Origin of the sequence: Streptomyces sp. NPDC088706 (assembly GCF_044752765.1) — a bacterium.
Lineage (GTDB): Bacteria > Actinomycetota > Actinomycetes > Streptomycetales > Streptomycetaceae > Streptomyces.
Map to the genome: position 1 here is coordinate 362,908 of NZ_JBIVLW010000003.1, position 12,116 is coordinate 375,023.

Sequence of the window (12,116 nt, forward strand, 5' to 3'; positions counted from 1 at the left end):
GACTGCGATCGTGCGCGAAGATGGAAAAATCACGGTATTTCTGCTCGACGATCACGAGGTCGTCCGGCGTGGCGTCCATGAGCTGCTCTCCGTCGAGTCCGACATCGAGGTGGTCGGCGAGGCGGGCACGGCCGCCGACGCCCTGGTCAGGATCCCGGCGACGCGCCCCGACGTGGCGGTGCTCGACGTCCGGCTGCCCGACGGCAGCGGCGTGGAGGTGTGCCGGGAGGTCCGTTCGCTGGACGAGAACATCAAATGCCTGATGCTCACCTCGTACGCCGATGACGAGGCCCTTTTCGACGCGATCATGGCCGGCGCTTCGGGATATGTGCTGAAGGCGATCCGGGGCGATGAACTGCTCAATGCCGTGCGTGACGTCGCCGCCGGCAAATCCCTGCTGGACCCCGCCGCCACCGCCCGGGTGCTGGAGCGGCTCCGCGACGGGGCCAACGGCAAGGGCGACGACAAGCTGGCGAACCTCACCGAGCAGGAGCGCAAGATCCTGGACCTGATCGGAGAGGGGCTGACCAACCGGGTCATCGGGGAGCGGCTGCACCTCGCCGAGAAGACGATCAAGAACTACGTCTCCAGCCTGCTGTCCAAGCTGGGTATGGAGCGCCGGTCGCAGGCGGCCGCGTACGTCGCCCGGCTCCAGGCCGAGCGCCGCTGAGCCGACGCCGTACGGAGGGATGAGCGCCGGGACCTTGGTCCCGGGCCACCTGGGGCCCGGGGACTCTTACCCGGCTCCTACGCGTGCCGGACAGTGGACCGTATGCCCTCCGACGAATCCCCCGCGACCGGGCCCGGCGCGCCGATCGAGCTGCTCCGCCGGGTCCCGTACGGCCGCCTCGCCACGAGCATGCGCGCCCTGCCGTTCCTGGCGGTGGCCCGGCACATCGTGAGCGACGGCCGCATCCTGCTGCGGATGCACAGCGGCTTCGGCTACCACGAGGCGTGCGACGGAAGCGTCGTCGCCTACGGGGCGGACAACTACAACGCGGCCTCCCCGGGCGACGGCGGCGACCTGTGGTCGGTGCAGTTCACCGGGCCGGCCGAGATCGTCCATCCCTGCCCCGGGCAGGCAGAACTCTTCGGTGCCCCGCCCACCCACGCCGACGGGGAACCCTTCGACGCGGCCTACCTCCGGGTCGACCCGCACTTCGTCACCGAGCACACTCTGGACTTCGGCGCAAGTCTGCTTGTCCGCCACGCTGTGTGATCTAGCATTTGGTAAGTGCCGCGCTCATATGCAACCCGCCCACCAGTTCCTCCGGTCGGCGAGGTGCTGCGCCGCTACCCGGACGTGGGGCAACCCCTGGCCTGCGAGCCGATCGCCAAGGGGCTGCTGAACCACGGATACCGCGTGTCCACCACCCGCGGCTCCTACTTCCTCAAGCACCACCTCGACAAGAGGCACATCGACGACGCCACCGGCGAGCGCGCCACCATCGTGCACCAGCACCGCGCCACCCAGCGCCTGGCCTCCCTCGGCGTGCCCGTCGTCCCGCCGCTGACCGACGCGGAGGGCACCACGGTCACGGTGATCGGCGACCGCTGCTACGCGCTGCACCCCTGGGTCGAGGGACTGCACCGGGTCGGGTCCCAGCTCACCGCCCACCAGTCCCAGCGGCTCGGGACGCTCCTCGGAGCCGTACACACCGCCCTTGAGCAGGTCATGCCGCCGGAGCGGGAACCCGGGGTCTCCCACGGGCCCTTACCCGCCGGGTACGGCAGTCCGGACGCGGCCGACACATTCGCGCTGATCGACGAGCTGCTGGCCGCGGCGCGCGGACAGCGCCCCCGGGACACCCCCCGCGACGCCTTCGACGAGCTCGCCGTGCATCGCCTCGTGGAGCGCCGGACGCTGCTGGAGCGGCATGCGCACCGCCGGCCGCCGACCCCGGACGGGCCCGCCACCGGGTGGGTGCACGGGGACTTCCATCCGCTCAACCTGCTCTACCGGGGCGCCGATCCGGTCGCCATCGTGGACTGGGACCGGCTGGGGGTGCAGCCGCGCGCCGAGGAGGCGGTCCGGGCGGCGGCGATCTTCTTCGTGCAGCCGGGCGGGGAACTGGACCTGGCGAAGGTAGGGGCGTACGCCCGCGCGTACCGGCGAGCCGCGGGGCCGGGAACGGCCGAACTGGCCGCGGCCGTGCACCGGGTGTGGTGGGAACGGCTCAACGACTTCTGGATACTGCGCTGGCGCTACCGCCTGGACGACCGAAGGGCCGACCCGCAGTTCCCCGCGGTGTCGGCCCTGGCGGTGTGGTGGACCCGCGAATACGAGGCGGTGTGCGCCGCCTTCACGGACTAGGCGGTGGTTCCCCCCGCCGTGGGGCCGGTGGTGTCCCCGCTGCCGGTGTTCGCGCCCTCGGATCCGCCCGGCTCGCCACCGTTGCCCCCGTTGCCGCCATTGCCCCCGTTGCCGCCGTTGCCCCCGTTGCCGCCGCCCGGCGTGCCCGGGTCGGTGGCCGGGTCGCTGGGCTCGCCGCTCGGTTCGCCGCTGGAGCCCTCGTTGGTGTTGCCGTCCGTCGTACCGGTGTCCGGGTCGGACGGGGTCGGGGACGGGGTGAAGGAGGGCCGGCTCGGGGTCGGGTCCTGGGACCACTGCGGCGGGTCGGGCTGCGTCTGGCCGCCCGACGAGGTGTCCGGCTCCTCCGGCTCATCGGTCTTCTCGTCCTCGGACGGCTTCTCCGACGGCTCCTCCTCGGACGAGCTCACCGAGGAGGACGGCTTGACCGGCTCCTTCTTGTCGCCGTTGCCCTTCGACGCGCTGACCGCGAAGGCGACCCCGGCGCCGATGGCGACCAGGGCGAGCACCACGAAGAGCCACATCTTGCCGCGCCCGCCTCCGCCGCGCTGACCGCCGTCGTAGCCGCCGTCGTCCGGGTTGAGCGGGGGCAGGATCGGGCCCTGCGAAGTGTCCCCGTGCACCGGGTGGCCCATCGCGCGGGTCGAGCCCGTCACCCCGTGCGGCGGGGTCCGGGCGCCCTCGGGGAGCGCGACCGGGCCGGTGTTCCACGTACCGGTGTGGCCGCCCTGCACCTGGAGCATCTGCAGGCTGTACTGGACCAGGCCGCGCATCTCCTCGGCGCTCTGGAACCGGTCGTCCGGGTCCTTCGCCAGCGAGCGCATCACCAGTCCGTCCAGCTCCGGCGGCACCACGTCCGAGACCTCGGACGGCTGCACCGGGATGTCCTGGACGTGCTGGTAGACCACCGAGAGCGGGGTCTCACCGGTGAACGGGGGCCGCAGCGCGAGCAGTTCGTAGAGCAGGCAGCCGGTGGCGTACAGGTCGGAGCGGTGGTCGACGGCCTTGCCGAGCGCCTGCTCGGGGGAGAGGTACTGCGGCGTGCCCATGACCATGCCGGTCTGGGTCATCGTCGACTGGGCGCCGTGCAGCGCCCGCGCGATGCCGAAGTCCATCACCTTGACCGCGCCGGAGTCCGTGATGATCACGTTGGCGGGCTTGATGTCACGGTGCACGATGCCGTGCTGATGCGAGTAGGCCAGCGCCTCCAGCACCCCCGAGACGATGATCAGCGCCTGCTCGGGCGGCGGCGCCTCGGCGGTCAGGAGGAGGTCGCGGATGGTGCGGCCCTCGACCAGCTCCATCACGATGTACGGGACGGTCTGGCCGCCCACGACGTCCTCGCCGGAGTCGTACACGGCCACGATCGCGTGGTGGTTGAGGCCGGCCACGGACTGCGCCTCGCGCGTGAAGCGGGCCTTGGAGACCGGGTCCTCGGCCAGGTCGGAGCGGAGCAGCTTGACCGCGACCGTACGTCCGAGCCGGACGTCCTCCGCCGCGTACACCTCCGCCATGCCGCCACGGCCGAGCCGGTAGGTCATCCGGTAGCGTCCGTCACCGACGACGCCGCCGACACCCCAGGCGTCGGAGCCATCCGAAACTCCGCCGCCGTTTGCTTCGGAATCGGGTGCCATCAGTCCTCGCCGTCGTATCTGTCCGCGCGTCCGCGGGTTCTCACGGTGCCTTGCTGCATTGCCACGTCACGCTACAGCCTCCACCGGACACCCTGGTTCCGCTCCGGACGGATCATCCGATCGGCCGGCGCGCCCTCCCCCTTGTTTCCCGCGTTTCCTGTAACGCTTCCGAGACGCTTCTTGTGCGTAGGGTCACGGAACGGGCACCCGGCTTGACGTGTCGGACCCCTCGGGCAGACTTGGCGCGTCGATCACGTCGGACAGCATCGCGTCGAACGGAACCGCGTCGCACGCGATCACGTCCTACAGAAACATCGCGTGTGCAGAGTGCGCCGCCTAGGGGGATGCAAGTCATGAGCCAGGACGGCGCACAGGGCCGCTACGCGGGCGGGGCGGTGGCAGGCGGTCGCTACCAGCTGCGCGACCTGCTCGGCGAAGGCGGGATGGCCTCCGTCTACCTGGCCTACGACTCCGCCCTCGACCGCCAGGTCGCGATCAAGACCCTCCACACGGAGCTGGGGCGCGAGCAGTCGTTCCGCGAGCGGTTCCGGCGCGAGGCGCAGGCCGTCGCCAAGCTCCAGCACACCAACATCGTCTCGGTCTTCGACACCGGCGAGGACGAGCTCGGCGGCGCGCTGATGCCCTACATCGTCATGGAGTACGTCGAGGGGCAGCCGCTCGGCTCGGTGCTGGCCGCCGACATCCGCCAGCACGGCGCGATGCCCGCCGACAAGGCGCTCAAGGTGACGGCGGACGTGCTGGCCGCGCTGGAGACCAGCCACGAGATGGGCCTGGTCCACCGCGACATCAAGCCCGGCAACGTGATGATGACCAAGCGTGGCGTCGTGAAGGTCATGGACTTCGGCATCGCCCGCGCCATGCAGTCCGGTGTCACCTCGATGACGCAGACCGGCATGGTCGTCGGCACCCCGCAGTACCTCTCCCCCGAACAGGCCCTCGGCCGCGGTGTCGACGCCCGCTCCGACCTGTACTCGGTCGGCATCATGCTCTTCCAGCTGCTCACCGGCCGGATCCCGTTCGACGCGGACTCGCCGCTCGCCATCGCGTACGCGCATGTGCAGGAGGAGCCGGTCGCGCCGTCCAGCATCAACCGGTCGGTCACCCCGGCGATGGACGCGCTCGTCGCCCGCGCCCTCAAGAAGAACCCGAACGAGCGTTTCCCTAGCGCCGCCGCGATGCGCGACGAGATCGCCCGGGTGCTGAACGCCTCCGGGGGCCGGACCGGCGCGCCGGCGATCGTCGCCGGGGGCGGACCGGCCAACAGCGGGGCGGGCGTCGGCTCGGCGGTGTTCCCGCCCGTCGACCAGGCCGCCCCGGCCCCGCAGAGCGTCCAGACGCCGTACCAGCCGCATCCGCAGCACCCGCAGCCGCACCGGCCGGGCCCGTACAACCAGCCGGCCCCGACGCCCGCGCAGGGCTACGGCTACCCGCAGGCGGCCCAGGGCTACGCGGCGCCGGGCCCGCTCGCCCACCACACCCCGCCGCCGTACCCGCTCGGCCCACAGCACGGGACGGCCGCCGGCGCCACGGGCGGCGGCTCGCGGCGGAACATGCCGGTCATCGTCGGCTCGATCGTCGTCGCGCTGCTCGCCGTCGGCGGCCTGATCACCGCGGTCGCCCTCCAGAAGAAGGACGACGACGCGGGCAAGGGCGGCGATCCGGGGACCAGCGAGACCTCCACGGAGGAGGGCTACCGGCCGCCGGAGCGCAACCGGACGATGAAGAGCACGTTGTGCACGGACGCGCCGGAGGACTCCAACGACCCGCAGAAGGTCCAGGCGCCGCGCTTCGTCTACAAGGACGTTTTCTCGGCGAAGGAGTGCGCGGCGGCCGCCGGCTGGACGGTCAAGGAGATCGAGGAGCCCGGCAACACATACGCGGAGGGCCAGGTCGTCGGGCAGTTCCCGTCGCCGGGGACGGCGGTCCCCGAGCAGGGTGCCCACTTCGAGCTGCAGATCTCCACGGGCCGGCCTTCTTGACCGGCCGGTAGGCCTCCCGGCGAGGGACCCACCGGCGCGGGTTCGTTCCACCGGCGCGGGTTCGTTCCACCGGCGCGGATTCGTCCCCCCGGCGCGGATTCGTCCCCCCGGCGCGGGTTCGTTCCACCGGTGCGGATTCGTCCCCCCGGCGTGGGTTCGTCCCACCGGTGCGGATTCGTCCCCCCGGCGCGGGTTGTTTCGACCGCGCGGGGCTTCGATTTCCCCGCCCGGTGTTCGCCCCCCGCCCTGTGTCCGTTTCTGATCATGTGCGGCTGATTCGATCATGATGACGCCGTAATGACCGAGGTTCCGGATCGGTAGTCGACCCGGAACGGCCGGTTATCTCCTTGTTGCCCGTCCGGGATGCCGGACGGGAAGGCCCATGTGACGCTGATCTCATGGCTCCAGGACTTCCGGCCGTGTGGTCGTCGAGGTGCGCGGTCTGTCTGCTGGTGGCGGCCGGTACGGTGCTGGGCCCGTGGGAGCCGCGGAGCGATACCGCCCACGCGTCGTCGGCGGCCGGCGGGCCGTCCGTCAGCGCCGCTCCCTCCGGGGCGTCGAGCCCCATCGCCACGCCCCTCACGTCGGGCGCCGCACCCCCCTCCGCGCTCCCCTCGGCCCCGCCCGCCCCGTCCGGCGCCCTCAGTCCCGGGGCCGTGGAGCCGGGCTCCGACCCGTCCGCGGACTCCGCGTACGTCGACGGCGCCGGGGCTCCGGCGGGCTCCGCGTCCCCTTCGCCCGGCCGTTCCGTTTCGGTCGAGGTGTCGGGGTCCACCGCACCGATGGCCGGGCGTGCGGCGGGGGCCGGGAAAGCGCGCCCCGGGCGCTCGCTGACCCCGCTGGAGCTGGCGCGGGCCGAGCCGCCGGCCGATCCCGAACCGTCGGACGAGCCCGAGGAGAGCGCCGCCGACCTGCCGGTCGTCACGCCGTCGCCCGAGGCGTCCCGCGACCCCGGGACTCCGGCCGCCCGCGCCCTGGACGCCGCCGCCCTGCGGCAGGTGCGGCAGGTGTCGCTGGGTACCGGCATCGCCCTGGTCGGCCTGGGACTCGGCTTCCTCGCGTTCCGCTTGCGCCGCGTGAACTGACCGCCGCCCTCCGTAGCGGTACGCCGGAGGGACTTGCCAGGAGCAACATACTCGGTATACATACTCGGTATGTCGATCCGTCACGGGCTGCTGGCCCTCCTGGAGCGGGGCCCGCGCTACGGCTCCCAGCTCCGCACCGAGTTCGAGTCGCGCACCGGCTCCACCTGGCCCCTGAACGTCGGCCAGGTCTACACGACGCTCGGCCGTCTGGAGCGCGACGGCATGATCGTCAAGGAGGGGGCCGACGACGCCGGGCACGACCTCTACGCGATCACCGGCGACGGCCGGGCCGAGCTGCGCAACTGGTTCGAGACCCCGGTGGACCGCACCAGTCCGCCCCGCGACGAGCTGGCCATCAAGCTCGCCATGGCCGTGGGGGCCCCGGGTGTCGACATCCGCGCTGTCATCCAGTCCCAGCGCCACCACACCCTCAAGGCCATGCAGGACTACACCCGGCTCAAGGCGCAGGCCCTGGCCGACGTCCCGGCCGACCGGGACGAGGTCGCCTGGCTCCTCGTGGTGGAGCAGCTGATCTTCCAGGCGGAGGCCGAGGCCCGCTGGCTCGACCACTGCGAGTCGCGGCTCGTCCGCCTCGCCGAGGCCGCCGCCACCGAGCCCTCAACCGAACCCGGACCGGCGGCCACCCGGAGCCCGGCCCGGTCTCTGACGGGGCGGGCGAAGACCCGGCGCTGAGCCTGCTCGACTCCTGTTCCGCACTCCACGACCAGCGCGTTTCGTCCTAGGGGGAACCACCCACCATGTCCTCGCCCGCCGCCAAAACACCGCCGCCGTCCTCAGGCGCCCCCGTACTCGAACTGCGGGCGCTGACCCGTACCCACGGCTCCGGCATCGCCGAGGTGCACGCCCTGCGCGGCATCAGCCTCTCCGTGTACCCGGGGGAGCTGGTCGCCGTGATGGGGCCCTCCGGCTCCGGCAAGTCCACCCTGCTGACCCTGGCCGGCGGGCTCGACAACGCCACCAGCGGTCACGTGATCATCGAGGGCCAGGACATCGCCTCCCTCGGCCGCAAGGGCGTCGCCGCCCTGCGCCGCCGAAGCGTCGGATACGTCTTCCAGGACTACAACCTCATCCCCGCCCTGACGGCCGCCGAGAACATCGCGCTGCCCCGCGAACTCGACGGCGTCTCCGTACGCAAGGCCCGCAAGGAAGCCCTCGCCGCTCTGGCCGAGATGAAGCTGACCGAGATAGCCGACCGCTTCCCCGACGAGATGTCCGGCGGCCAGCAGCAGCGCGTCGCCATCGCCCGCGCCCTGGTCGGCGAGCGGCGCCTCGTGCTCGCCGACGAGCCGACCGGAGCGCTCGACTCCGAGACCGGCGAGGCCGTCCTCGCCCTGCTGCGCACCCGCTGCGACCAGGGAGCGGCGGGGGTCATGGTGACCCATGAGCCCCGGTACGCGGCCTGGGCCGACCGGGTCGTCTTCCTCCGCGACGGCTCGATCGTCGACCAGACGCTGACCACCGGGGCCGACTCGCTGCTCGCGGGAGCCGCCGGGACCACCTCCGCCGCTTCCGGGACCGCCGAGTGAGCCCCTTCTCCGGGTGGCGCGCCGCCCTCCGCATAGCCAGACGCGACGCCGCGCGGGCCAAGGGCCGCAGCGCCCTCGTCGTCGCCATGATCGCCCTGCCGGTCCTCGGGGTGACCGCCGCCGACGTGACGTACCGCAGCGCCCTGCCCACCCTGGCGGAGGAGCTGACGGCGGAGCTGGGGGCGGCCGACGCCCGTTACTCGGACCAGGGGATGGGCTCCGTCCGGCTGGAGCAGATGCCCGACGGTGCCCTGTGGCAGACGCCCGAGGACGCCCCGGACCCCCTTCCCGAGGACCAGCGGAAACGCCTCGACGTACCGGCGACCTTCCCTAAGGGCTCGCGGTACCTCACCGAGCAGTCCGTGCCCGCGTCCGTGACGACCCGCCACGGCATCACCGACACCGAGATCACCGAACTGGCCGTCGCGGACCCGCTGCTGCGCGGCCGGGTCGAACTGACCGACGGCGCCTACCCGCGGGCCGAGAACGAGGTGGCGGCGACCGAGGCCTTCATCGAGGCGTCCGGGCTGTCGATCGGCGACCGCGTCACCGTGCGCGGCCCCCAGCAGGCCTACACCCTCACCGGTGCGGTGGAACTCCCCGCCGAGCTGGCCAAGGAGTCCCTGTTCGCCGTTCCCGGCGCGGTCATCACCCCGTGGCAGAAGACGGCGGACGGTGACAAGGAGATCCTGCCGCCCCAGGCGAGCGACATGAAGTGGCTGGTCCAGGGTCCGCCCGGAACCGGCGTGACCTGGCCCGACGTGCTCGCCGCCAACGACAGGGGCGTGGTGGTCCGAGCCCGCCAGGTCGTCCTGGACCCGCCGCCGGACTCCGAAGTGCCCATGGCCGCGCACACGGAGAGCTGGGAGAGCAACGACGCGGAGCTGACCGCGGCGGCCCTCACGGTGGCCGCCATGGCCGTCCTGGAGATCGTGCTGCTGGCCGGACCGGCGTTCGCCGTGGGCGCCCGCCGTTCGCGCCGGCAGCTGGGCCTGGTCGGTTCGTGCGGTGGCACCCGGAGCCAGGTCCGGGCCGTGGTGCTCGCGGGCGGTGCGGTGCTCGGCGCGGTCGGCGCCGCCGTCGGCGTCGGGGCCGGGTTCGGCCTCACCGCCCTGTTCCGCCCGATGATCGAGGACTTCACCGGCAACCGCTTCGGTGAACTGACCGTCCGGCCCTGGGAGATCCTCGCCATCGCCGTACTCGGCCTGGTCACCGGGGTCCTCGCCGCCCTCGCCCCCGCGATCGTGGCGGGACGCCAGTCCGTGCTGGAGTCGCTCACCGGCCGCCGCGGTTCCCGCCGCAGCTCCCGTGTGCTGCCGGTCGTCGGTTCCCTCGTGCTCGCGGGCGGCATCGCCGTCGCGGTGTACGGAGGCGTCAGCGGCAACACCAAGCTGGTCGCGGGCGGTTCCGTACTCGCCGAACTCGGCCTCCTCGGCTGCATCCCGGTCATCGTCGGTCTCCTCGGCCGCCTCGGCCGCCGGCTGCCGCTGACGCCCCGCATGGCCCTGCGCGACGCGGCCCGCAACCGGGGCCGTACCGCCCCCGCCGTCGCCGCCGTCATGGCGGCCGTCGCGGGCAGCGTCGCCATCGCCACGTACACCAGCAGCAGCGCCGCCGAGCAGGCGTACGACCACCGGCCCGACCTGACCGCGGGCACCGCCGCGCTGATGGTCTTCGACACCACCGAGAAGAGCGCCCTGCCCCGCGCACGGGCCGCCGTCGAGCAGAACTACCCCGTCAGCGGCGGGCGCGCCGACATCGGGAGGGTCTGGGCCGGCAGCGACTGCTCGGTGTACTACGAGGAGGAGGGCGGCTGCGGGTCCATGGAGATCGTCAAGCCCACCGGAAAGGGTCACTCCTGTCCCCTGAAGGGCAAGGGCGCCAAGGAGCTCGCCCTGCGGATCTCGGCCGACGAGCACAAGCGGCTGATGAACTCCCCCGCCTGCATGGACGAGAAGTTCACCTCCGTCTCGCTCGGCTCCGACGACAGCAAGGTCGTCGTCGGTGACGCCGGGCTGCTCACCTCGTACGTGAAGCTCGACGACCCGGCGGCGGCGAAGGCCCTGGCCGCGGGCGTACCCGTCCTGCTCAACCCGGCGTACGCGAAGAACGGCGAGGTCACCCTCAAGGCCGTCCACACCTACAACGACCGGGACAAGAAGAACCGCGCCCGGCACCCCGGCAAGGCCCGCACCACCACGGACCGGCTGAAGGTGTACGTCGCGCCGGACCGCTACGCGTCGACCCCGGGCATCCGGCTGATCCTGCCGCAGCGGACCGCGGACGGGCTCGGCCTGCACGCCGAGGACCACGCCAGCGTCTACACGCTGAGCCGTGAGCCGGACGACGCCGAGCGGCAGGCGGCCGACGCGGCGATCGAGCAGGCCGGAAACCGCGCGTACGTGATGACCGCGAGTCCTCAGCAGCAGCGGGAGGACGAGGCGGTCCTGCTGATCCTCGCCCTCTTCGCCGGGGTCGTCACCCTGGGCGCGGCCGCCATCACCACCGGGCTCTCCAAGGCCGACGCCGAGGCCGACCTCACCACGCTCAGCGCGGTGGGAGCGCCCCCGGGCGTGCGGCGCTCGCTCTCCGGGTTCCAGTGCCTGGTCGTCGCCCTCACCGGGGTGCTGCTGGGCACGGCGGCGGGGATCGTGCCCGCGGTCGCCCTGCGCCTGACCGACCTGCGCGAGGCCCTGGCACAGATGCGGTCGGATCCGATGGAGTCGGCGTACACACCGATCGTGATGCCGTGGGAGACCATCACCCTGCTGGCCCTGGTCGTCCCGGTGCTGGCCGGGCTGCTCGCCGCCGCACTCACCAGCTCCCGGCTGAAGCTGGCCCGACGCGCGGGGTAGGGCCGCTCACTTCGGTGCCCCCGGAGACGGTGGATCATCCGTTTCCGGGGGCACCAACGTGGGGTACGGCATGTGTGCGAGACAATGGCGGCATGGAAATGCCGAGGAATGACCGGTCGCAGGAGCATCCGCAGGTCCTTGTCGTGGGCCAGGACGGAATGGCTGTCGGCGGCGGTGCCAGTGACGACGAGTCGCGCGAGGTCCCGGTGACGGAAATGGTCGAGCAGCCCGCGAAAGTCATGCGCATCGGCAGCATGATCAAGCAGCTTCTGGAGGAGGTCAGGGCGGCTCCTCTCGACGAGGCGAGCCGGGTCCGGCTGAAGGAGATCCACGCCAGCTCCGTGAAGGAGCTGGAGGACGGTCTCGCGCCGGAGCTGGTGGAGGAGCTGGAGCGGCTCTCCCTGCCGTTCACCGAGGAGTCGGTGCCCTCCGAGGCCGAGCTGCGGATCGCGCAGGCCCAGCTGGTGGGCTGGCTGGAGGGCCTGTTCCACGGCATCCAGACGGCGCTGTTCGCCCAGCAGATGGCGGCCCGAGCCCAGCTGGAGCAGATGCGCCGCGCGCTGCCGCCCGGAATGACCCATGAGGACGAGGAAGGCGGCGGGGACCCGCACGGACCGATCCGTTCGGGCCCGTACCTGTAGCCACAGCCGACGGCGTACAACGGAAGCGGGGCCCGGCACACCG

10 protein-coding genes are annotated in these 12,116 nt (G+C 72.4%); 9 read left to right on the top strand and 1 reads right to left on the bottom strand.

The genetic code is table 11. From position 1 onward, the window contains the following. Positions 1-10: 10 nt before the first annotated feature. From ACIQAK_RS11110 to ACIQAK_RS11120, 3 genes are all read left to right on the top strand, one after another. Positions 11-670: a response regulator transcription factor gene (locus ACIQAK_RS11110; RefSeq protein ID WP_366388693.1), complete on the top strand. Its 660-nt coding sequence runs from the start codon at positions 11-13 to the stop codon at positions 668-670. A gap of 102 nt (positions 671-772) precedes the next feature. After that, entirely contained in the window at positions 773-1,219 is a 447-nt protein-coding gene (locus tag ACIQAK_RS11115) for a pyridoxamine 5'-phosphate oxidase family protein (protein ID WP_366388692.1), read from the top strand. Positions 1,220-1,282: 63 nt separating this feature from the next. Beyond that, the gene (locus ACIQAK_RS11120) at positions 1,283-2,314 is read left to right on the top strand and encodes a phosphotransferase (RefSeq protein ID WP_366388971.1); all 1,032 of its coding nucleotides are present in this window, start codon (positions 1,283-1,285) and stop codon (positions 2,312-2,314) included. Here the strand turns inward: ACIQAK_RS11120 and ACIQAK_RS11125 are convergent. Beyond that, positions 2,311-3,945, bottom strand: coding sequence for a protein kinase domain-containing protein (locus ACIQAK_RS11125; RefSeq protein WP_366388691.1), 1,635 nt, complete (start codon positions 3,943-3,945; stop codon positions 2,311-2,313). The two genes, ACIQAK_RS11120 and ACIQAK_RS11125, sit on opposite strands and share 4 nt — an antisense overlap. A gap of 353 nt (positions 3,946-4,298) precedes the next feature. Between ACIQAK_RS11125 and ACIQAK_RS11130 the strand changes: the two genes are divergently transcribed. The 6 genes from ACIQAK_RS11130 (at position 4,299) to ACIQAK_RS11155 (ending at position 12,073) form a co-directional block, all read left to right on the top strand. Further along, positions 4,299-5,945: a protein kinase domain-containing protein gene (locus tag ACIQAK_RS11130; protein WP_366388690.1), complete on the top strand. Its 1,647-nt coding sequence runs from the start codon at positions 4,299-4,301 to the stop codon at positions 5,943-5,945. A gap of 398 nt (positions 5,946-6,343) precedes the next feature. Next, entirely contained in the window at positions 6,344-7,030 is a 687-nt protein-coding gene (locus ACIQAK_RS11135; protein WP_366388689.1) for a hypothetical protein, read from the top strand. A gap of 69 nt (positions 7,031-7,099) precedes the next feature. Next, positions 7,100-7,723 (top strand): PadR family transcriptional regulator, encoded by a 624-nt coding sequence (locus tag ACIQAK_RS11140; protein WP_366388688.1) that lies wholly within the window; start codon positions 7,100-7,102, stop codon positions 7,721-7,723. Between the two features lie 65 nt (positions 7,724-7,788). Further along, complete coding sequence (locus tag ACIQAK_RS11145) at positions 7,789-8,577, top strand: ABC transporter ATP-binding protein (protein ID WP_366388687.1); 789 nt, start codon at positions 7,789-7,791, stop codon at positions 8,575-8,577. Further along, complete coding sequence (locus tag ACIQAK_RS11150; RefSeq protein ID WP_366388686.1) at positions 8,574-11,432, top strand: FtsX-like permease family protein; 2,859 nt, start codon at positions 8,574-8,576, stop codon at positions 11,430-11,432. Before ACIQAK_RS11145 ends, ACIQAK_RS11150 begins: the two co-directional genes overlap by 4 nt. A gap of 92 nt (positions 11,433-11,524) precedes the next feature. Beyond that, positions 11,525-12,073 carry a bacterial proteasome activator family protein gene (locus ACIQAK_RS11155; protein ID WP_366388685.1) on the top strand — a complete coding sequence of 183 codons (549 nt, stop codon included), beginning with the start codon at positions 11,525-11,527 and terminating at the stop codon, positions 12,071-12,073. The last annotated feature ends 43 nt before the right edge of the window (positions 12,074-12,116 follow it).

Excerpts from the sequence above, each read along its gene's own strand:
- ACIQAK_RS11115 (WP_366388692.1), top strand. The coding sequence starts at position 773 with ATGCCCTCCGACGAATCCCCCGCGACCGGGCCCGGCGCGCCGATCGAG.
- ACIQAK_RS11125 (WP_366388691.1), bottom strand. The coding sequence starts at position 3,945 with ATGGCACCCGATTCCGAAGCAAACGGCGGCGGAGTTTCGGATGGCTCC.
- ACIQAK_RS11130 (WP_366388690.1), top strand. The coding sequence starts at position 4,299 with ATGAGCCAGGACGGCGCACAGGGCCGCTACGCGGGCGGGGCGGTGGCA.
- ACIQAK_RS11135 (WP_366388689.1), top strand. The coding sequence starts at position 6,344 with ATGGCTCCAGGACTTCCGGCCGTGTGGTCGTCGAGGTGCGCGGTCTGT.
- ACIQAK_RS11140 (WP_366388688.1), top strand. The coding sequence starts at position 7,100 with ATGTCGATCCGTCACGGGCTGCTGGCCCTCCTGGAGCGGGGCCCGCGC.
- ACIQAK_RS11145 (WP_366388687.1), top strand. The coding sequence starts at position 7,789 with ATGTCCTCGCCCGCCGCCAAAACACCGCCGCCGTCCTCAGGCGCCCCC.
- ACIQAK_RS11155 (WP_366388685.1), top strand. The coding sequence starts at position 11,525 with ATGGAAATGCCGAGGAATGACCGGTCGCAGGAGCATCCGCAGGTCCTT.